Annotated in this window: 19 protein-coding genes; 6 read left to right on the forward strand and 13 right to left on the reverse strand. The window is 59.6% G+C overall.

Going from position 1 to position 21,610, the window contains the following annotated elements:
* The first annotated feature begins 17 nt into the window (after window positions 1–17).
* A complete protein-coding gene (locus EPN93_08010; GenBank protein TAL36752.1) occupies window positions 18–752 on the forward strand; it encodes a hypothetical protein in 735 nt (244 codons plus the stop codon).
* Window positions 752–1,225: a hypothetical protein gene (locus EPN93_08015; protein ID TAL36753.1), complete on the forward strand. Its 474-nt coding sequence runs from the start codon at window positions 752–754 to the stop codon at window positions 1,223–1,225. Before EPN93_08010 ends, EPN93_08015 begins: the two co-directional genes overlap by 1 nt.
* A gap of 15 nt (window positions 1,226–1,240) precedes the next feature.
* Here EPN93_08015 and EPN93_08020 read toward each other — a convergent pair whose 3' ends face one another.
* The 3 genes from EPN93_08020 to EPN93_08030 form a co-directional block, all read right to left on the reverse strand.
* Entirely contained in the window at window positions 1,241–1,888 is a 648-nt protein-coding gene (locus EPN93_08020; protein ID TAL36813.1) for a hemolysin III family protein, read from the reverse strand.
* Between the two features lie 175 nt (window positions 1,889–2,063).
* The gene (locus EPN93_08025; protein ID TAL36754.1) at window positions 2,064–3,389 is read right to left on the reverse strand and encodes an NCS2 family permease; all 1,326 of its coding nucleotides are present in this window, start codon (window positions 3,387–3,389) and stop codon (window positions 2,064–2,066) included.
* A gap of 76 nt (window positions 3,390–3,465) precedes the next feature.
* Complete coding sequence (locus EPN93_08030; protein TAL36755.1) at window positions 3,466–4,416, reverse strand: DUF4421 domain-containing protein; 951 nt, start codon at window positions 4,414–4,416, stop codon at window positions 3,466–3,468.
* Window positions 4,417–4,544: 128 nt separating this feature from the next.
* Between EPN93_08030 and EPN93_08035 the strand changes: the two genes are divergently transcribed.
* From EPN93_08035 to EPN93_08045, 3 genes are read left to right on the forward strand one after another with little or no spacing between them, the layout of a single operon-like run.
* Entirely contained in the window at window positions 4,545–5,573 is a 1,029-nt protein-coding gene (locus tag EPN93_08035; GenBank protein TAL36756.1) for a DUF2804 domain-containing protein, read from the forward strand.
* A 4-nt stretch (window positions 5,574–5,577) separates the two neighbouring features.
* Complete coding sequence (locus EPN93_08040) at window positions 5,578–6,021, forward strand: hypothetical protein (protein ID TAL36757.1); 444 nt, start codon at window positions 5,578–5,580, stop codon at window positions 6,019–6,021.
* Window positions 6,022–6,030: 9 nt separating this feature from the next.
* Window positions 6,031–7,596 carry a DUF1957 domain-containing protein gene (locus tag EPN93_08045; GenBank protein ID TAL36758.1) on the forward strand — a complete coding sequence of 522 codons (1,566 nt, stop codon included), beginning with the start codon at window positions 6,031–6,033 and terminating at the stop codon, window positions 7,594–7,596.
* A gap of 111 nt (window positions 7,597–7,707) precedes the next feature.
* Here the strand turns inward: EPN93_08045 and EPN93_08050 are convergent, their stop codons facing one another.
* The 8 genes from EPN93_08050 to EPN93_08085 all read right to left on the reverse strand — a co-directional run bounded on the left by EPN93_08050 (window position 7,708) and on the right by EPN93_08085 (window position 19,097).
* Window positions 7,708–9,012: an ATP-binding protein gene (locus EPN93_08050; protein TAL36759.1), complete on the reverse strand. Its 1,305-nt coding sequence runs from the start codon at window positions 9,010–9,012 to the stop codon at window positions 7,708–7,710.
* Window positions 9,013–9,078: 66 nt separating this feature from the next.
* On the reverse strand, window positions 9,079–10,788 hold the full coding sequence (locus tag EPN93_08055) for a hypothetical protein (GenBank protein ID TAL36760.1): 1,710 nt from the start codon (window positions 10,786–10,788) through the stop codon (window positions 9,079–9,081).
* 50 nt (window positions 10,789–10,838) lie between these two features.
* Window positions 10,839–11,603, reverse strand: a complete 765-nt coding sequence (locus tag EPN93_08060) for an SDR family oxidoreductase (protein TAL36761.1) — start codon at window positions 11,601–11,603, stop codon at window positions 10,839–10,841.
* Window positions 11,600–13,024 carry an HD domain-containing protein gene (locus tag EPN93_08065; GenBank protein ID TAL36762.1) on the reverse strand — a complete coding sequence of 475 codons (1,425 nt, stop codon included), beginning with the start codon at window positions 13,022–13,024 and terminating at the stop codon, window positions 11,600–11,602. The genes EPN93_08060 and EPN93_08065 overlap by 4 nt, the downstream gene beginning before the upstream one ends.
* Window positions 12,990–15,272, reverse strand: a complete 2,283-nt coding sequence (locus tag EPN93_08070) for a cyclic nucleotide-binding domain-containing protein (protein TAL36763.1) — start codon at window positions 15,270–15,272, stop codon at window positions 12,990–12,992. Before EPN93_08070 ends, EPN93_08065 begins: the two co-directional genes overlap by 35 nt.
* On the reverse strand, window positions 15,272–16,939 hold the full coding sequence (locus tag EPN93_08075; protein ID TAL36764.1) for a hypothetical protein: 1,668 nt from the start codon (window positions 16,937–16,939) through the stop codon (window positions 15,272–15,274). The genes EPN93_08070 and EPN93_08075 overlap by 1 nt, the downstream gene beginning before the upstream one ends.
* A gap of 164 nt (window positions 16,940–17,103) precedes the next feature.
* Window positions 17,104–17,556, reverse strand: coding sequence for a ribose 5-phosphate isomerase B (rpiB, locus tag EPN93_08080; protein TAL36765.1), 453 nt, complete (start codon window positions 17,554–17,556; stop codon window positions 17,104–17,106).
* 155 nt (window positions 17,557–17,711) lie between these two features.
* Window positions 17,712–19,097: an asparagine--tRNA ligase gene (locus EPN93_08085; GenBank protein TAL36766.1), complete on the reverse strand. Its 1,386-nt coding sequence runs from the start codon at window positions 19,095–19,097 to the stop codon at window positions 17,712–17,714.
* A gap of 425 nt (window positions 19,098–19,522) precedes the next feature.
* Between EPN93_08085 and EPN93_08090 the strand changes: the two genes are divergently transcribed.
* Window positions 19,523–20,272 carry a HAMP domain-containing protein gene (locus EPN93_08090; GenBank protein TAL36767.1) on the forward strand — a complete coding sequence of 250 codons (750 nt, stop codon included), beginning with the start codon at window positions 19,523–19,525 and terminating at the stop codon, window positions 20,270–20,272.
* An 89-nt stretch (window positions 20,273–20,361) separates the two neighbouring features.
* Here EPN93_08090 and EPN93_08095 read toward each other — a convergent pair whose 3' ends face one another.
* On the reverse strand, window positions 20,362–21,153 hold the full coding sequence (locus EPN93_08095; protein TAL36768.1) for a GTP cyclohydrolase I FolE2: 792 nt from the start codon (window positions 21,151–21,153) through the stop codon (window positions 20,362–20,364).
* A 1-nt stretch (window position 21,154) separates the two neighbouring features.
* Window positions 21,155–21,463: a hypothetical protein gene (locus EPN93_08100; protein ID TAL36769.1), complete on the reverse strand. Its 309-nt coding sequence runs from the start codon at window positions 21,461–21,463 to the stop codon at window positions 21,155–21,157.
* Window positions 21,464–21,610 lie beyond the last annotated feature (147 nt).

Genomic DNA, 21,610 nt, shown 5'->3' on the forward strand with positions numbered 1-21,610 from the left:
AATATGGGGATGAAAAAATGAGTAGAATCTCTATTTTGAGTATTTTTAGTCTCTATTTGATTGTTCCATTCAATTTTAGTATTGCAGAAGACATTAAACACGCGATTAATTATTTCAATTCTAGGGGCGGAGAAGTTGATGATCAAGTTATAAATTTGAATTCCGTATCAATGATAAATGATAAGGATCTGATATTTCTACAATATTTTACACAAGCTCGGGTGATTAGTCTAGAAAAAACAAACATCACAAATGATGGATTAGTTCATCTTCGTAACTTAATTTCATTGGAACGTATCAGATTGTCTCGAACCGCCATTTCTTCAATCGGAATTAAACACCTGAATAATTTAATAAATTTAATTGAGTTAGATATTTCGTATACTAATGTTGACGACAGCTCGCTGGATTATATTTCAAACATGCGTAAATTAGAGATTTTTAAAGCTATGAATACGCAAATAACAGATAATGGTCTTAAACATTTTGAAAACTTGGTCAATATAAAGTATTTAACTTTAAATAATCTTAGGATTACAGATAATGGCCTTGTTTCGTTGAGTTTGATGCCTAACTTAGTTAGCAAACTTCAAACAATAACTCTCGGTAACACGGATATAACCGACGATGGCTTAAAGCATCTTGAATCGTTTAATGGTTTGATTTCAATAATGCTAACAGGGACAAAAGTAACAAAGGAAGGAGTACAGCGGTTACAGGCGAAGTTGCCCCGCTGCAGAATAATTTATTAATGAGAATATTCGCTGTTGTAATGCTGTCGAGTCTCCTCCTCCCCTCCCTCCTCTTCGCGGGCGAGTGGGTGAACGACAACGCCTATCGCGTGGTCGCGCCCGGCGTCCCCGACAAAAATGCCGCCGATAAACTGGCACGCAGGCTCTCGGCGAAGACGGTGGCGGTGGCGCTTGCACGGGCGCGCGTGGTCGAGGAGCTCGCCTGGATACTGGGGGGCGATTCCCTGGACGATCCGTCCGGGGTGCTCGCGTGCAGGAACGCCGTTTTCGGCGCGTTCCGGGACGCGATCCTGGCGGGACGGGTAGTCGAGGAGCGGTACGGGGAGAGCGACGACTGCACGATCACTTACGAGGTCGAAACCCCCGGCCTGCGCGCGAAGCTCACGGCCTTGCGCGGATCGCTGAAAATTCCCGGTGAGGGGACCGAGGGCGCGGACGCGGACCGCCTTTATCGGTCCCTGGGCGGGGATTGAAACCGCGTAGTCAAATCATGCCGCGTTAAGCGCCCCCGTCATAGCCACGTATACGAGCAGGAAGTGAAAAAATCCCCCCAGTAATATCAGCACATGAAACAACTCGTGGAAACTGAACACCCCCGGCAGGAGGCGCGGCCGCTCGATCGCATAGATTATCGCACCGGACGTATACGCGGCCCCGCCCAGCGCAAGGTAGAGCAGCGCATCGGCGGGCATGATGCCGTAGAGCCTATGCACGGGGATTATCGCGATCCAGCCCATAATGACGTATACCCCGGCGGTAAGCCAGCGCGGCGCGTTCAGGTAGAACAGCTTCATAAACAGGCCCGCGAGCACCAGTGCCCACTGCACCCCGATGATCGACCAGCGCCATCCGCCATCGAGGTACGCGTAACAGACCGGCGTGTAGGTCCCCGCGATCATGAAAAAAATCGCGAGGTGGTCGAGCTTCCTCCAGAACGAAACCTCGTCCTCTTCTCTTTTAAACGCGTGATAAAGCGAGCTCGCGGAAAAGAGGAATATTGCCGAGAACCCGTATATCAGGGATACCCCCAGCAGACTTGCCGATTTGCGGGTCGTAAACGCCAGGAAGACGGTCCCCGCTACGGCGAGCGCCACCCCCGCGAGGTGCGTGTAAACGGATACCCTTTCTTTTCTCAGTACAATCACACTATTCTCCCGGATATATAGTTATATACAGAGACAGCTGCTCAATAAGCCGGTTGCGCATTTTCGCGTTTATCCGGCGGCGACGCGCGATCGCGACGGCTCACGGTAAGGGGCGGGGGTCCGCTTCGCGCCTGTATGCGTATCGGACCCCATGCCGCATCGCCCCTTACGAATACGGATAAAAAATAAAAAACAGAACCGACATCGCGCACAGGAACCATGCGCCCGAGGTCACCTGGCGGAGCTTGCCGGAGAACAGCATGATGAGCGGGTAGATCACGAAGCCCGCGGTCATGCCCACGCCCAGGTTGTAGGTGAAGCACATGAGCGCGATGATCGTGAACGCCGGTATCACTTCGGAAAGGTCGTCGAAGTTGATGCGCGCGATGGGCGCGATCATGAGCATGCCCACGATGATGAGCGCGGGCCCGTAGGCGTACGAGGGTACCACAGTGAGGAAGGGCGCGAAAAAGAGCGCGAGCAGGAAAAGGATCGCCGTGACCACCGCGGTGAGCCCCGAGCGGCCGCCCGCCTCGATCCCGGCCGCGGATTCGATGTACGCGCCGGCGGTCGAGGTGCCGATAAGCGCGGCCGCCGTCGTCGCGACCGCATCGCAGAGCATGGGCTTCTCGATCTCGGGCAGGTTGCCGTGGGCGTCCAGGAGCTTCGCCTTGAACGAGAGGCCTATAAGCGTCCCCATGGTGTCGATGAAGTCCATGATGAAGATCGTGAGTATCACCGAGAAGAATCCCCAGGTGAACGCGCCCGCGATATCGAGCTGCATGAATACCGGGGAGATGTCGGGCGGCATGCTCACGATGCGGTCCGGTATCCGGATGATGGAAAGATGGGGGGCGGCGGTCTGAATCGCGAACGCGGCCGCGGTCACGCCCAGGATGCCAATGAGCATCGCGGCCTTGACCTTCCTGATCATGAGGAACGCGATGAGGAGGAAGCCGCCTATGGCCAGGAGCACGGTCACGTCGCGGAGGTTGCCCACGTGGACGGGGGCGCCCGGAACCCCCACCGCGACGATGCCCGTCTCGTTAAGCCCTATGAACGTGAGGAAGAGCCCTATGCCCACCGCGAAGGAAATCTTCAGGCTCTGGGGGATCGCCATCGCGAGCCACGAGCGCACGCGGAGCACCGTGATGATGATAAAGAGCACGCCCCCCAGGAAGATCGCGCCCAGCGCCGTCTGCCAGGAAAAACCCAGCACCTTGACCACCGTGTAGGCGATAAATGCGTTTTCGCCCATGTACGGCGCAATCGCGAAGGGCCTTTTCGCGTACACGCCCATGAGCATTGTCCCGATAAACGCGGTGTAGATCGTGGCCGCCATCGAGGCGCCAAAGGGCATGCCCGCGGCCTCGAGTATCTTGGGGTTGACGATGATGATGTAGGCCATCGCGACAAAGGTGGTGAGCCCCGCCATCACCTCCTGCCGTACGCTGGTGCCGAGCTCGTTAAGCCTGAAGTACCTGCTGATCATTCCTCCTCCTCCCGCGCCGCCGCCGCGCGGCGCCTGGGTCGATAGATGCCGGCCGGCGCCGGTGCGTGAACCGGGATTACCACATTGTCCCGGAATTGATTGAAAACTGGACAGTCAATAGGTCTATCCGGACCCTGCGATAATGCGTCTGGTTCGAATCGACGGTGAAGAGCATGCCTCCGAAATATGTGTCGCCCGTATATCCCGCCGCAACGCGCAGGAGCATGGACGGGTTCCACGCCATGACGCGGTTTATCGTTTTCCCCGTGGTATAAAAGCGCTGGTGCTGCACCGCGTCCCCGAACAGGAGCGCCGAGGAGAGAAAGAAGGGTCCGCGGGGAATGCTGAACGCATACCCGCCCGACAGGCCCGTGCTGATAAACCTGAAAGATTCCAGGCCGGACAGTCCCTCGAAGTAGGTCGATTCCGAGGGAAGGATGAGCGAGCGGTCGCTTTCGTTCCGGCTGAAGGTGGAAAAACCCATGAGTATGAACGAGGATGAGATCGCGTGTGCGCGCTCGGTCTGCTGGAACGCGGCGCGATAGGAGAATCGTTCGTCGAAAAAATAATAGAGGTAAAGACCCGCGTTGGTGCAGGTGAGATTCGGCTGCTGGGGATAGTCGTGGTTCACGGGATTGCGCAGGGAGTCCCTGGGCACGTAAAAGCCGTGGTACCGCTTCCAGCTCGCCTCCGCCCCGAACGAGCGGCGGAAGTAACTGCCTTCCACCGCGTAATAATCGGACTGCCCCTTGTCCTCCACGCCCCGGGACCACGGCGCGTCCACGCTGAACCCAAGCGCGGCCCCGAGATAGCTTGTTCGTATGCCAAGGTCCCACGTCACGTTGGTCTCGTAGGGAATTTCATGCTCGCTGTCGGTTTCGGAGATGCTGAAGGTATGACTCTGGCGGGAGAGGGCGGCACTGATACTCACCGCGTCCGCGATGCTTGCGGCTTCATCGGAAGCCTGCGAGACCGTCGCGGTCATGACAAGGATCGCCATGCAGAGTATAGGGGCCATTTGTCTCATCGATACACACCCTCCGCGGCCGGGGCGCGGTAATTCCAGTATGGTGACTTTTCGAGCCGTAATGTCAACAATTTATGGCGCGAAAATTCCGTGTTTGACTTTTCTTCGGCAGATAGTATAGTTTTTCCATGCAAACCGAGATAACGAAACGAGAAAAGCTGTTAGTTGGGAATGGCAGGCTCACCAGACCGGGATACGCGCGCTCGCCCCTGCAGGAATACAACCCCGAAAACATACGGGTATACCCCGGCAGGGCGCTCAACCGGCTTCGCCTCAAGGAATGGGATTATTATGGAATCACTGCCCGGGATTTTTTCTTCTCGGCGACGGTGTCCCATATAGGCTACGCGGGTATGGTCTTCGTGTACTTCATCGATTTCGCGAAGGGCTTCTGCGTGGAGCGGAGCATCACCATCCCGCTCGGAAAGGGGTGCGATCTCCCGCATTCGAGCGAACAGGGGGATATCCTGTTCGAGAACCCGGGTGCGCGGCTTTCTTTCGTCAAAAAAGGCGATCGGCGCGAGCTTTCCGTGTGGTGGAAGGGGTTTCATGAAGGCGACTGCGAGGCGAATATCACGCTGTTCGAGCCGCGGATGGATTCCCTCGTGATTACCACGCCTATCGGCGCGAAGCGCTTCTATTATAACCGCAAGATCAACTGCATGCCCGCGGAGGGAAGCGTCACGGTGGCGGGAAAGAAACGCACGTTTTCCAGGAAGGACGCCATGGGCACCCTGGACTGGGGACGCGGGGTGTGGGAATATTCCAGCTTCTGGAACTGGGCGAGCGCATCGGGGTTCCTTCCCGGCGGCGGGTCGGTGGGTCTCAACCTGGGGTGCGGGTTCGGCGACCTTTCGGCGGCCACGGAAAACTGCTTCTTCATAAACGGCGCGATGACCAAGCTCGATTGGGTGGATATCTCGTACGACCCGTCCTCGTACATGCGTCCCTGGTATTTCAGCTCGCGGGACGGCAGGCTGAACCTCACGCTCACGCCGTTTTTCGAGCGGGTCGCGAAGACGAACCTTCTTGTTATCGCAAGCGAGGTCCACCAGATGTTCGGGACCTATCGCGGCACGTTGCGTACCGACGCGGGCCGCGAGCAGCGTATCGACGGCCTCACCGGCTGGGCAGAGGAACACAGGGCGCGGTGGTGAGCAAATGGAACCGAATTCCAGCACGAAATTCGTCTGCCTGCTCATCGATGAAAACCTGATCTTCACCGAGTGGCATATCGAGTCCCAGGTGTGGGAAAAACAGAAGGCGGCCTCGATCGCCGATTACCAGGGCGATCCCTTCCTCTTTCTCGAAGTATGGATCGTGATGGAGGGTCGCTCCACGCTGTGCACCGAGTATCCCGTGTACGGCAGGGAAAACCGCTGGCACATCTTCGTTACCGGCGAATTCGCCGGGAGGCGCGTCCGCCTTAGCCTCACCGCCGAGAGCCTGCACGGCTACCGCGTGATAATTGCCGAATCCGGCGAGATAGACGTGCCGCTCTCCGGCGCCGCGCTGGACAAGTCCCTCCGCAAAAACGGGGTAAAGGATCTATACGACATTTCCGGCGCGGGGGGCGAGACGGGCGGATCGTCCTCGTCCTCATGACATAGTACCATGGGATCCGGTAAAGGCGCGCGTGCGCGCCTCGCGTTCGTCCTTCACGCCCATATCCCCTGGGTGCGCATCCCGGAGGAGCGCTTTCCCCTTCAGGAATTGTGGCTGTACCAGGCGATGCTCGATTCATACATACCCTTTCTGCAAATGGTCGAGCATCTGTGGCCTGCGGGCATTCCCCCCAAAATTACACTGTCCGTCAGCCCTACGCTGATTTCCATGCTGGACGATCCCTACTTCACCGCGCGGTTTTTGGATTACCTTGCCGTGCTGAAGGAGCTTTGCGGGATAGCCGCGAAGCGCGGGGGATTCGACGCGGCGCGTGCGGCAGGCTTTCTCGCGCGCCGGGCCGCGGAATCGGGGGATTGGCTCGCCCGGCAGGAGCGTGGTTTGGTCGGCGCGATACGCGCGGCGGCCGGACACGGGGTAAACCTGATCTGTACGGCCGCTACCCACGCCTTCCTGCCCGCGTGGAGGCATTCCCCGGGGATGGTCAGGCTCCAGGTCGAGACGGGGCTTCGCTGTTTCGAGAAAATTATCGGGTCCAGGCCCGACGGTTTCTGGCTTCCGGAAATGGGTTATTATGCGGGCCTGGACGGGCTCCTCGCGCACGCGCGCATCGACTATACGTTCTTGAGCGCGCACAGCCTGTACGCGACACCCACGGTTCCCCCGACGGGAAATTTTTTCCCCGTGGTCACCGGGACGGGGCTTCGCGTATTCCCGCGCGATGCGGGACTCTCGGACCGGATATGGTCGAGGGAATCGGGTTACCCGGGCGACGTGCGGTATCGCGAGTTTCACCGTGATTACACGTACGATATCCCCGAGGGGGAGCTCTCCTCTCACGGCGTTACCCGGTCCCCGTTCGGGCTAAGGCTTTTCGGCATCACCGGCGGCTCTTCGGAAAAAAAGTTTTACGACCCGGGAGAGGCGTCGCTCGCCTGCGACGAGCACGCGGAAGGCTTCATCGCGGCCGTCCGGGAGCGCGCGGCAAGGGTGAGGGAGCTCGCGGGCATCGACCCTGTCTTCACGCTGCCCTTCGACTTGGAGCTCTTCGGCCACTGGTGGTACGAGGGGCCGCTTTTCCTGGAGCGCGTCCTGCGCGCCGTCGAACAATCGGACGACCTGGAGCTTGTCACCCCGGACGATTTTCCCGGGGGTTTGGATATGCCTCTGGTCGTTCCCGCGGAATCTTCGTGGGGGAGGGGGGGCTACGGGGCCACCTGGCTCAACCCGGACGTGATCGATGTCTATTCGCGCGCGGCCGGCCTGTTCGACCGGCTGTGTGCACTTTCCCGGCGCGCGGACCCGCACAGTATCTTCGCGGCCGCCCGCGAGATCATGCTCCTCCAGTCATCGGACTGGGCGTTTGGAATATCCAACGATAATTTTCGGGACTATTTCCTGGGGAGGATCGCCGAACACACGGGAGCCGCGGAGACGATCATAGGCCGGATGGAGTCAGGTGCGGACGATAACGATTTCACCGCCGGGCGCGCCGCCCGTTATCCGATATTCGACACCCTCGCCGGTGAGATCGCCGAACTCGTCAGGAAGGGATAAGCTGAATCGCGGCGAAGAACGCGGCCGCGGGTGAAGGCATTTTCGGCGGTGGCCCGGGGGCCGATATCAACGCGCATCCCGGGCGCGCGATTTACTTTCCAGGAGCCCCTCTCAGCCTTTCTGTTCATCGGACCAGATCCGGAGCGAATGCCTGTAATAGTCGAAATCCGGTGGAGAGGCGGACTGCTGCTTGATGATGAGCTTCCTGGCCCAGCGCCGTTCCGCGATCTCGCATACGTCCTTGATCGTGCGTCCCGAAAGCCCCTCACAGGCAACCCCCAGCGCCGTCGTCTCCTCCGCGGAGAGATGCGTCGCGTAATTGGCGAATATCGCGGCGCGCTCCTTCTCATTCGGCAGGGGGAAGCGTATCGTCTGGTCGAAGCGGTTCACGAGCGCCTGGTCGAGGTCGTTTTTCCTGTTTGTGGCTCCTATGGTGATCGTGTTGCCCACGGCGTCGATCCCGTCGAGACGGCGCAGCAGCACCGAAAGCACGCGGCGGGTCGCCTCGAACATGTTCTGGTCCCTGGACCCGGCCAGCGAGTCTATTTCGTCGAAGAAGAGTATCGAACCCCCCAGGTCCTCGCAGGCGTCGAAAATGAGGGAGAGATTCTGGGACGACTGCCCGTACCACTTCGACATGATCGATTCTATGGGTACGTACACGAGCGGCACGCTCACCTCGCCCGCGATGAGGCGCGCGATGGTGGTCTTGCCCACGCCCGGGGGGCCCTCGAAAAGGATTGCGCGCGGGCGGTTCGATTCGAAGCTGCGGCGCGTGAGGCGCGCTATGGAATCGTACACCTCCGGGGTCTGAAGCGGCATGATGATGGACTCCCTGATCTTCCGCTTCACCTCGTCGTAGCCGGCGATGTAGGACCAGTCCAGGTTGGCGTTTTCAATATAGGGCGACGCGCCCAGCTTGCGCAGTCGTACGATCGGGTCGTCCTTCATCTGCGAATAGGCGGTCTTGAAGAGCTCTATGACGAGCGTGATCTCCTCCTGGGAGAGGTTCCCCTTCTTGGAGAACTCGGCGCGAAACTGGGAGGAGAGGCCCAGAAATTCGATTTTCAGGTTGTCGTACAGGTTCTCGGTCTTGTAGAGGTTCTTGTTGAGCGCCTGGAGCGCGTAGTAGCCGTCCTCGAAGGCGTGGATACGGATTTGGTCAAGGTGGTTCTTGACGACGCCAATGAACCGGTTGAGGATCGAGTCCCCCAGCGCGGGGATCGAAAAGCTTACCTGCGCGGTGCCCTTCTCGTAGCTGATGCGCGGGAGGGTGATGTCGTCCGGGTACTTGCGCCGCTCCAGGAAGGACACGATCTCACGTTCCACCTGTTCCTTCATGCGGTCAAAGGGAATGGCGCCTATCTCGGGGGCTTCAACCATGACTGGGTACCTCTCCTGGGTGATTGTGCTCATTGTTATTATCGGCAGGGAGGATCAGGCGGAATAGGGGTCCGGCAGGAGAAAAGCGTATCGGACCCCTTATGAAACCGCCTCCTCGTCGGGCGCATCACCCGTGGCGGTGTGAAACCTCTTAACCAGCAGCACCTCGTTGCCCCGGCGGTTGAACGTGACCTCGTCGAAAATATTGTAGGCCATGAGGAGGCCGCGCCCGTGGGCGAGCATTTCCTCGTTCACACCGTCCCGCGCCCGCGCCAGCACCGACTTGTAGTCGAAGCCGTTGCCCTCGTCGGCGATCTTGTAGGCGACGCGCTCCGCGTTCAGGAGGAACTCGATGGTCACGCGCTTGTCCCGGTACCGCGGGTCCTGCTGCCGGCTGAAGATGAACTCGAGGTAGTTCCCCTGCATCGTGGCCTCCGATTTTTCGTCGAAGGTGATGTTGAGGTTCCCGTGTTCGATCGCGTTGATGATTATTTCGCGCAGCCCCATCCTGATGTGGTTCACGGCCTTCTGGTTCATGAATTTCGCGAGGTTCAGCACCAGCCGCTTGCTGATCTCCTCGGAGGCGATGAGGTAGTTTCCGATACAGAAGCGCATCCGCTCCGACTCGAGATACTTCATCAGGGTATCGTCGTAGATGCTCGAGGCCCGCAGCAGCACCTCGTTCTTCTCGCCGATATTGATGGACTCCAGCCGGACAAAATATTCGCGCGGCTCCCCGGTGCCGTGCGCGCGGAACGCGGCCTTGAACGAGACGGGCCTGCCGGTTTCGAAAAACTCTCTGGCTTTTTCGCGGATGAACTGCTCGACGATTCCCCCGGCAGCGGGATCGAAATACAGGATGTCGAAAAGCTTTTTCCCTTCGCAGTCCCTCGCCGGAACCTGGAGCTGTTTGAACACCGCCTTGTTCGCGTTGAGGATGTTCAGTTCCGTGTCGAGCGAAATGATGCAGTCGTTCGTGCCCTCCACCAGGAGGCGGTACTTTTCCTCCGAGATGCTTATAATCCGGTGCGCGACCTCGACCTCCTTCGCGGTGTCGATGAACCGGCGCGTGGCGGCGGCTATGAAGCACATGATCATGATCGTGAGGCCCACGCTGAAGCGGGAAAAATAGTCGTCGGGGAACGGGCCGTAAAATACGCCCAGGTGGACGAACAGCGTATCGATGACCGCCCCGAAAAAGGCGCACATGAGCCCGGCCACGGGGTAGACCAGGAACCTGAAGTTGCGGTGCATCCTGAGATCGGCCAGGAAAACGATCACACTGTACACCACGTACAGCCCTATGAGCGCGTCCCTGGCCTGGTAGAGCACACCCTCCCGCCCCCTCCCGTAATCGGCCTCGAAGGTGAGCCACGTGGGCTTGTGCCCGGTGAGGGAGATGAAGCTGTCGGGAAGGACGAATGCGAATACCGCGATCACGGCCGCGAATACGAGCCCTCCTACGGCGAGGGCCCTGTTCAGGCGCTGCCACTGCCGGTTGAGCTGGAGTATGTGGATGAGCGAATAGGGAAGCGCGAAGAGGTAAAACGCCCCGACGACCTGCTCGATGCGATGAAACTGGACGGCGATTTCACGGTTGTGCAGCCATGACCCGTAGGAGAGCAGGAGCGTCTCGCTCCCCACGAACACGATCCCGAGCGCGGTGAGGAGCGTGATGCCGCCGTAGAGCGGGAGCCGGTACCGGCCGTACATGTACACGTAGAGGAGGAAGCCGCCCAGGAGGATGCCCATGCAGATGGGCGGGATAAGAAACTGTGACAGCGATAATGCGTGGCTGAATGCGGGCATTGGCTATCGATCCCCCTGTCGGTCCAGAATAGTTTTCGGGACGGATGCGCTCAGGCGAGCATGCCGCCGTCGACCACGATGCACGACCCGGTCGTATAGGTCGCCGCGTCGGAGCAGAGATACAGCACCGTGCCCGCCATCTCGTCGGGGCGCGCGAAGCGTCCCATGGGGATGGAGGGAAGCACGAGCTTCATGATGTCTTCGTTATTCGTGATCGCCGCCGAGAATTTCGTGTCGGTGAGGCCGGGGAGCACGGCGTTCACCCGTATGTTGAACGGGGCGAGCTCCTTCGCGAATGATTTCGTGAGGGCGATGAGCCCGGCCTTCGTGATCGAGTAAATCCCCTGCATGGGCGCCGGGCGAATCCCGTTCACGGACGATACGTTCACGATGCACCCGCCGTTCTTTTCCTTCATCCACTTCGCCGCGTGCTGGGCCATGAAAAAGCATCCCTTCAGGTTCACCGCGAGCGTCTTGTCCCACGCGCGCTCGTCGGCGCTCAGCACGTCCCCGAAGAAGGGGTTGGTTGCCGCGTTGTTGACGAGAATGTCGATCTTGGGGTACTTCTCGCGCAGTTGCTTGAACAGATCGTTGATCTGGTCCATCTCCCCGGTATTGACCGCGAAGCACTCGGCCTTGCCGCCCTCGATGCCGATGTCGCGCTGGACCTTTTTAAGATCGTCCATCTTCCTGCTGACCAGTATGAGTTTGGCCCCGAACACGCCCAGCGTTCTCGCCACGGCCTCCCCGATCCCGCGGCTCGCCCCGGTGACCAGCGCGACCTTGTCCCTTACAGTGACTTCCGGTACCCTCATGCGTCCTCCACGTTGTTTTTATTTGATCGCATATATAAGTCCGTATCCTTAAGTCTCCCGTGTATTTCGCGGGCGCGCTCGACGAGCTGCGCGCGCTCGTTGACCTCCGGATGATCGAGCACGATCTCGAGGAGCTCGTTCAGGATGGCGCCGATAAGCGGCCCCGGCTTCACCTTGAATTCCTCCATGATCGCGTATCCGTCTATTTCCAGGTCGCGCACGGTGATGGCGTTCTCGGCCTCGATTATTTTATCGATCCGCTTCCTGAGCTCCCGTATGGGCTGGGGGATGCCGTCCCGCATGCCGTTGCCCCGCCGGTCGGCGAGCCGGAGCTGGATGAGATCGTCAAGGTTTTCGAGTCCCACCTTGCGCATGAACCTGCGTACGGCGCCATCGGTCCACTCGTCCGTGTAATGGAACATGTGGTTGGCGACCAGGTTCGTGACCTTCGCAGAGTCCTCGTTCGAAAACTTGAGCCTTTTTAATATGCGGCGTGCCATCCTCATACCCACGACCTCGTGGTTGTAGAAGGTGGATTCGCCGTCGGGGCCTTCCTGGCGGACCGGCACCTTCCCCAGGTCGTGCAGGAGCGCCGAAAGCCGGATGATCGGCTCACCGGACGGCGCTGCGTCCGTCGAGTACAGGCTGTGATAGTATATATCGTACATGTGGTACTTGTTTTGTTTCAGCCCGTAGCATGCGGCAAGCTCCGGGAGGAACACGTTCATGAGACCGGACTCCCGCATGTACTCGAACCCGATGGAGGGCTCATGTGCCTCGAGAAGCTTCATGAGCTCGTCGCGCACCCGCTCCATCGAAACCTGCGCCGCGATGTCGAGCGTCATGCCGATCGCGGCGCAGGTCGATTCCTCGATGACGAACCGGAGCTTCGCGGCGAACCGGCAGGCGCGAAAGGGGCGCAGCCCGTCCTCCCCGAAGCGCGCGAGCGGATCGCCTATGGTGCGGATGATCTTCCGCTCCATGTCTTCCAGCCCGCCGGGATAATCGATGAGATCGTTCTTCAATACGTCGAAGGCGATTCCGTTTATCGTGAAGTCGCGCCGGGCGACGTCCTCCTCGAGCGTCTTCGAGAAACGGACGCTCTCGGGGTGCCTCCCGTCCGCGTACGCGCCGTCGGCGCGATATGTGGTGATCTCGTACTGCCGTGCGCCCAGGAGCACCGACACCGTGCCGTGCTTGATTCCCGTGGGGACCACCCGCCGGAACAGGCCGGTCACCTTTTCCGGGAGCGCGTCCGTAGCAAAGTCGTAATCGAACGCGTTTCCGCCCAGCAGGAGATCCCTTACGGAACCGCCCACCAGGTAGCATTCAAAGCCCGCGTCGTTCAGCGTGCGGGCGATCGTCCTGACATCGCCCGCGGTATCTTCAGGCAGTCGTATTTCCCTGTGCAGCGTTTTCATCGAAACTGCCCCTAAGCGTCTCAAGCTCTTTCTCGGTACGCAGCATGAGCGCCATCGCGTACTCGGCGTGCGACCACATGAGAGGTGTCGCGAAAGAGATGTGCCCGTTTTTGCCGACCTCGGCGCACCGGCGCTCCACCTCTTCGTAAGACTTCTTCATGTGGGTGAGCTCCTCGACCACGAGGTCGTAGGGGATTCCGGGGACAAGAATGCCCGGGGCGAATTCCTTGTCGAAATCGTCCCCCGAAAGCCATTCAAGGCGTTTGAACTCGAAATACCGCTCCGGCGTGGTGAGGTGCTCGCACAAGTATCCCTCTTTAGATTTGTACGAGTCGATTATTGCAAGTATTTTATTGCCGCGCTCCATGTTCCCTGTATAGAAATAATACTGCGCGAGCATCGAGGTGTACTGTACCCACGGTCCGTTCCCCGCGTGGACGTGCGTGTGCGGGTCCTCGATAAAGGGAAGGTAGCGCTGGAGCATACCCAGGTCAGGGTCCCAGAGCGTCTGTTCGATATACTGGATGGAGTTTCGGAACTCCTCGGAATCCATGAAAAAATCCTCCACGAGGCCGCTCCCGAAGAAGAAGGGGCTCATGAGGGTGATGTCGGGCCTCAGGTCGATCTCGCCGTTGGGCTTCAGCCGCCGCACGAATCGTCCCGACATGGTGAAGATTTTTTCGATCGTGCTCTCGAATCCGCTTTTCATTTCCATCGCGTCGGCGAAACGCTCTACCATGCCGTAATCGCAGGCCACGCGCTCCATGAGCCGAAACATGAGCAGGTAGGCGAAGTTGACCCAGATCGAATAGCCCTCCTCGATCGCGGACTCATGGATGGATGTGGTCGAGTAGAAGAGGTGAATCTCATTGCGGTAGTAGTTTTTCTTCGCGTAATCGAAGCCGTGTTCGATCGCGGAGACCATGCGTTCCAGGAGGGGCGTGGGCGCGCCGCGGCGCTTGCAGGCGAGCAAATATCTGCAGAGGATCGCAATCCCGTGCGCGACGTTGTCCTCCTGCTTGTAGATTGCCTTGTCGTCGCCCACGATGCCGTAACGCTGGCCCCAGTAGCCGTCGGCGCGCTGGCACTCCAGGATAAAGCGCGCGATCTCCCCCAGGAGCCTGAAGGCGCTGTCGCCGGCCTTAAGGGGGCTCGTGATGACCTTGAAGAGAAAGCGCGAGGCGCAGGCGCTGTCGCGCGGATACACGTACGGGTAGCGCGAGCCCGGCATGGTGGCCAGGAGCGCCCCGCCGCGCTCCGTGTCGATCACGCACTGCGACAGGATGTCCATGTGAATGTTGATGTCGCGATTAAGGTCCAGGAGCTGCCGGGTCATGTGCGCGATATACGGGTTTTTAAGGATGTCCTCGCGGTTTTTGCTCCGCTCGGCGAAGACATCGCGGAACTCGCCGCGGACGCGCGCGTCGCTCCCGGCGATCTTCATGAAGACGTTGCGCGATATGCGCACCAGCGAGACCTTGCTTACGGCCTCGACCGTGGCGTTGCGCACCTCGTCGGACATGAGCGACATCTCGCCGAAATACTGTCCGTCGGCGAGTATGGCAATGAGCTTCCGGTCCCCGTCCACCGTGCGGTATACGTCCACCTTGCCCTCGCGGATGAGGTAGAACGCGTCACCCGGGTCGCCCTCGCGGAAGACGATCTGGCCCGTCGTGTAGTCCAGGAGCTCGACCTCCTTGAGCAATCGCTCGAAGATATCGTCGCCCAGGTTGGTGAGGAGGGGAATACGCCTGAGGTCGCCGCGCAGGTTGCGCTCTATGTAGCGCGCGTCCATGAGCCCGCGCACGTGCGGCGACGCGCCGATAAGCGTTTTAAGTATCTCGGAGGGCATGGCGAGCATGACGCAGGCCGTTTCCGCGATGATGCTGTCCCCCCGCGGCTCCGTGGAAAGGACGATCTCCTCTCCGAAAAAGTCGCCGGGTCCCAGCCTGTAGAGCTCGAACCGGGGATTGTCCTCGGTGGGGATCACCGCGCGGGCGGTTCCCGAGAGGATTATAAAGAAACGCTCGTCGAACTTGCCGTGCCGGCACACCACGGTGCCCTCGGGGAATTCGCTGATAAACACGTCCGCCGCAATCGACGCGATCGTGTCCTCGTTGACGTCGGAAAAAAAGTCCATGCTCCGGAGGACCCCGACGGGGCTTACTTCCTTGAAGTAGGGGATGAGGCGCAGGCTTGCCGAGAGATCCTTAATCGTATAGTTCTGGAGCCCCATGGGCACCTCCATTACCTGGTGATCTCCGAACCGGCGAACGGGCGCGCCGAGATTTCCTCGGAGTGCCTCGATTCGTGGTTATACCCGGAATCGGGCCTGTAGGTGTCGTACGCGGTTACGGCGAAGAAATAGAGAACGCCGTTTTTCAACAGCGGGTACTCAAGAATTTTCCTGCCGTCCCTCTTCATGTTCTCGTCGATCACCTTGTTCGTAATCTCTATTTCAATATACGCAGGATCGGCGCTTGTGTCATTAGAAATACGCGCGCCCCCGATCGTGCCTATGACCCCGTCGTAGGCACGGGACCGCGTGCCGTAATATACGCGGTAACCCAGGATGTCTTCCTCCACCGACTTGCGCCAGCGGAGCCGTATCCCATTATCCGACGTGCGCACCGCCTCCACCGCGCGGGGCGGAAGGGGCGGGTCGTCGTCGAGGTAGTTGAGCGATATGTCGAAAAGCTCCGGCGAGCGGTTGCCGTCCGGCGAGGGCGCCAAGTGCGCGCGCCACTGGTAGTACCGGCCGCGCAGGTAGCCGTTGCCGGATTTTTCCATGTAAATATTCCGCTGCCCGTTTTCGATGCGGTACCAGCGGGGCGCGTCGGCGTTCATGGTGAACAGGTCGTCCCCGGTGCGGAACTCGAACCAGATGAAGGTGTGGGCGGGAAGGGTCTCGCCCCACTGGAAGCGGAGCACGCCGGTTCCCGTATGGGGGAACTCCAGGACGGGACTCGTGACTACGCCCTCGCGGTTGACCGGGACGCGGCCGATCCGCCCAGCTTCGCCGTGCGCGCGGATCGCCATGTCGCTCTCCCTCTTTAAATCGTCAAAATGGCGGTACGAGATGCGGAGCTCGTCGATTATGCCGTAGAAGTTTTTCCCGACGATCGCGATGGGAAGGTCCTCGCAGGAGAAACAGGGCTTGTAGACTTTTACGCCCGGCTCGCCCCGCTCGGAGGCGTAGACCATCTCGTCCTCTTCGCCGTTAATGAACAGCGCGAGCTTTCCGGTTATCCTGTCAAAGGAAAGGCTCACGTGGTACCATCGCTTCTCCTCGAGGAGACGCCCCCGATTGAGGACGAAGTCCCCGGTCCGCCGTCCGTCCTCCTCCTTGAAGAGCCGGCTGAGCCGGGCGACGATATGGCCGTTTTTCATCACGAGCTCGATCCCAATCCGCGCGCCCGATGTCTGGCCCATGCGCGAAAGCAGCACCGCGTCCTCGCGCAGCGCCACGGGGTAGATGCGCATCTCGATGGTGAATGATCCCAGGTCCTCGCACGATCCCATCCACTGGTTGCGCGCCGATTCGATCTCGACACGGTGCTCCTTCTTGTAGAACGACGCGCCGCCGCCCCCGAGCACGCCGTTCCCGGTCGCGCTGTCGTAGACCGATGAACGGAGGGTATAATTCCCGGTATCATCGCGCACCGACGAGGAGGCGGGCCCGTTGAACGAGAGCACCAGGTCTGTCACGGACGGCACGTTTTTTTCCCGGTAGGAATTGTCGTCCAGGCGGTAAACCTCCCTTCCACGGTCGTCGCGCGTCATCCTGACGTTGTAGAGGTCGAGTCCCCTGGGGCCGAACCTCACGGAATCGGAAAATTCGGGCGCCGGGGAAAGCAGGATGAAGGCTATGAAGGGAACGAGATATCGAATGTAGCGTGTGCGCATTTTATGCATGGGTGGTTCCGGTAATTTATTTCTGTATATTCTTAATCGCACAAAACGGGGCGCAAGTAAAGCAACATTTTAAGGCAGGACGGCATTATTTCAAGGGGGTTAAAAACCGGTCGGCGTCAATCCGTAGAGACGTCCCGGCGGGACGTCTCTACGGATTGACGTCTCTACAGATTGCCACCGCACTGCCCGTTCTCTATGCCCGCGATCTTGTCGAGCCTTCGCTGGTGCCTGCCGCCCTCAAAACCGGTGGCGATCCAGCGGCGCACGATCGCGAAGCTCAGGTCCTCCCCCGTCACCCGGGAGCCCAGGATGAGCATATTGGAATCATTGTGCATGCGCGACATCTCGGCCATGAACTCGTTCCCGCACAGCGCGGCGCGTATCCCCCGGTGCTTGTTTGCCGTGATGGAGGCCCCGATCCCTGTCCCGCAGATGCCTATCCCGCGCTCGGCGGTTTTTTCCTGCACCGCGCGCGCGACCTTCGCAATGTGATCGGGATAGTCGGTGGACTCTTCGCTGTTGGTCCCCATGTCGAGAAACTCGATATCGGGAAAGGCCGCCTTGATCTTGTCCTTGAGCCTCACGCCCGCGTGGTCGCATCCGATCGCTATTTTCATGATAGTCTCCTGGTAAATTTCCCGGGTGGCGCCCGTTCGCATTGTTGAATTCCTGATTCATGGAGGAGCTTTCCACCCTCCCCAGCCCCTCCCATCGAGGGAGGGGGAATGAATTAGATGCCTTAACCGATATATTCCTGCCCCGTTGCGTCCGACTAAAACCCCGCGTTGCCCGGCGTGCGCGGGAACGGTATGACGTCGCGGATATTCTGCATGCCCGTGATGAACTGGACGGCGCGTTCGAACCCAAGCCCGAAGCCCGCGTGCGGGACCGTGCCGTATCTCCTTATGTCCAGGTACCACCACAGGTCGTCGGGATTAAGCTCCATCGACTTCATCCTTTCGACCAGCACGTCGTACCGGTATTCGCGTTCGCTCCCGCCTATGATCTCGCCTATGCGGGGCAGGAGCACGTCCATCGCGCGCACCGTCTTCCCGTCGTCGTTCAGCTTCATATAGAAGGCCTTGATCCCGCTCGGGTAATCGGTGACCGTGACGGGCTTTTTGAATTTCTTCTCGGTGAGGTAGCGCTCGTGCTCGGACTGGAGGTCGCTGCCCCATTTCACCGGGAATTCGAACGATTCGCCCGATTTCTGCAACAGGTCCACGGCCTCCGTATAGGTGATCGTTTCGAACGGCGCGCTCACGATGTCTTCCAGGGTTTGGATGATCCCGGGCTGGATGCGCGCGTTGAAAAACTCCATGTCCTCGGGGCATTTCTCCAGGCACGCGCGGAAGATGTGCTTCAGGAAATCCCGGGCGAGAATGATGTCGTCGGGAAGCTCCGCGAAGGCGACCTCGGGCTCCACCATCCAGAACTCTGAGAGGTGGCGCGCGGTGTTGGAATTCTCGGCGCGGAAGGTGGGGCCAAAGGTGTAGACGCTGCCCATGGCGCAGGCGAGGAGCTCGCCCTCCAGTTGTCCGCTCACGGTGAGCCCGGTCCTCGTCCCGAAAAAATCGCGCTCGAAGTCGACCTTCCCCTCGCGGCGCGGAACGTCGGCCAGGTCAAGGGACGTGACGCCGAACATCTCGCCCGCGCCCTCGCAGTCGTTCGCCGTAATGATGGGCGTGTGCACGTAGATGAAGCCGCGCGACTGGAAGAACTCGTGGATCGCGAAGGAAAGGGCGCTACGCACCCTGAGCACAGCGCCGAACGTATTGGTGCGCGGCCGCAGGTGCGCGATCTCCCTCAGGAATTCGAACGAATGCTGCTTTTTCTGGAGCGGATAATGCTCGTGGTCCGCCCAGCCGTACACCTTCACGGCGGACGCGGCGATCTCGTACTTTTGTCCCTTCGCCGGCGAATCGACGAGCGTGCCAGTGACCTCGACGCTGCATCCCGTGGAAAGCCTCTGGATGTCCTCGTACCCGGCAAGGGCCGAATCGGCGACCACCTGGATGTTCCGGAGGCACGAGCCGTCGTTCAGCTCGAGAAAGCTGAATCCCTTTGCGTCGCGCTTGGTGCGCACCCACCCGCGCGCGAGCACCTGCGTCCCCGCGGCGCCCGAGACGAGCAGTTCCTTGATAAGCGTTCTATTCATGGCAACCTCCGGACATATGCAGGGTTCTCCTTCCGGCTGTACGAGTACACAGCCCGCGGCCGGGCCTGTCAATTGATAATCGCGCGTCACGCGGAAGGGACTTCGCGACGATCACGGCGGGGCGGGCGCCGATTCACGTGAAGCGTTCCAGGGCGCCCCCGTTGCCCCGCGCCTTCCGGCCTGTGCGATATCGGACCCCCGGCCGTCGTCCCGTGCCGTTTATCGCACCCGCCAGGCGGGAGCTCATCTCCCATGCCGTACGCCCCGCCGGGGATTAAAACCGTCCCGCGGCCCGCCGATGCGCTCCTGGACGCCGAATAAAAATTATTGACATTTATTTATACTGTCCAGCAGAATTGAACAGGCGGGCAGGGCGTTTCCAGGCCCTCCCGGCCAAGGCGCAAATCCGGAAGGCAGCGGGCTCTATGAACCTGAAATATAAAATAATGACGGTGCTCGGCCTCTGCGGGCTGCTGTGCATCAGTTCCTATCTCATCATCGCGAAAATGTTCGACAACATAGAAAGCCAGCTCTACGAGAAATGCAGGGTCGAGGCCCGCGTGGGCGCCCACGTCATGGGGGCGTTCATGGATGAGCTCCTTGACGCGCGCACGCTCACGGAGGCCGATCTCTTCGACACCACTTACGTGGAGATACCCGGGACCGCGCCGAAAAAATACACGACCCGCTACGACAAGCTCCTTGAAAAACTCATCCAGAAAACCCTTGACCAGTTTCTCGCCGACCCGGATCTCACCTACGCGGTGCTGGTGGACGTGAACGGGTACGCGCCCACGCACAACTCCAAGTATTCGGGGCTTCCCACCGCGGACCCGCTGCAGAATATCCGCATGAGCCGGGGCAAGCGCATTTTCGACGATCCCACGGGGATCCGCGCGGCGCGCCACAACGACGAGGAGCCCATTCGCCAGCTTTATTACCAGGATACGGGCAAGGTGATCTGGGACATCGCGGCATCCGTCACGGTTAAGGGAAGGCACTGGGGGGCGGTGCGCACGGGCGTTTCGCTCGAGCGTATCGACGAGATCAAGAACCAGATGATCATACTCGTCGGCATGTCGCTCCTCGTGATCCTGTCCATCACCATGCTCATGCTTTTCCTGATAATCCCGCGCAAGCTCTACGACACGGACCTGAACGTTCCCCGGTATTAGCGCCGGAAAATCCGGAAATATCGAAACCATGTAAAAAAGCTCCCGGTGCCGGGGGCTTTTTCATTCAGGGTGCCGTGCAGCGGGCGGGATCAGGAGCGCCTGTGGTCCATTTCGATCTGCGCGTAGGCGGAATGGTTGTGGATCGATTCCATGTTCTCGGATTCGGCGGAAAACCAGAGGATCTTGTCGAGCCCCGCGAGCTTCGCCGCCGCGCTGCGCACCATGTCCTCCACGAACATGGGGTTCTCGTACGATTTTTCGGTGAGATACTTTTCGTCCTCGCGCTTCAATATCGAGTAGATGTCCGAGCTCGCGGACTTCTCCGCGAGATCGACGATTTCCTCGATCCAGATGCGCTCGCGCGCCTGGACGGTGATGGTCATGATCGAGCGCTGGTTGTGCGCCCCGAACTCGGATATCTCCTTGGAACACGGGCACAGCGAGAGCACCGGAACGCGGACCGCGAGGGTGTAGAAATCGTCGTAGGAATTTGCAGAGAGCCTGCAGGCATATTCCATCTTCGCCTTCTCCCCGGATATGGGCGCGCCCTTCGTGATGAAATACGGGAACTCGATCTCGAAGTGGGCGTTGCGCGCCTTGAGCTGGGACTTCATCTCGTCCAGAATTTCCCGGATGTTGAGCGTGCTGATCCCCTCGCGGTAACGGTTCAGGATCTCGATGAACCGGCTCATGTGCGTCCCGCGAAAGTGGTGGGGCAGGTCCACGTACATGTTCACGCGCGCGACCGTGTGCTGCCTGCCCTCGGCGCGGTCGAGCACGACCACGGGGTAGGAGATGTCCTTCACCCCGACCTTGTTTATGGGAAGGTCCCTAATGCCCGGGGCCTCGGACTGTATGTCCCTGAGCTTCCTGCGCGGCATACTATTTTTCCTCTATCCGGTCATAGGACTTGAACTGTTCGCAGTCTTTCCTGCACGAATCGTGCCTGGTGTTACACCCTTCCAGACACTTGCCCCCGCCGTAGAGCACTGCGTCCTTTCGCCGGGCGTCCTGCGTGTCCCCCATGCGGTAGCCCCCGCAGGCGTCGGCGCATTCGCGGTAGAGCGAGTCGCATTCCAGGAGGCAGCGCTCCCGGTCGGAGAGCTTTCCCGATACGCAGGAAAGCATGACGCACGCGACTGTCACGAGCGCCGCTGCGGCGATGAGGCTTCTCAGGCTGCGCGTATTCATGGTTCCTCCGTCCGGATTAGATTCATCTTCCCGCAGAATGCGGCCGCGGGAGTACACTCAAACCACCACACGCGGCCTTTTTCAATCAATTTTTAATGGGGCGCGGGGCGCCGATATTCGCTTGCATTTCCCTCGCGCCCATATACA

Source organism: Spirochaetota bacterium (assembly GCA_004297825.1).
Classification (GTDB): Bacteria; Spirochaetota; UBA4802; order UBA4802; family UBA5368; genus FW300-bin19.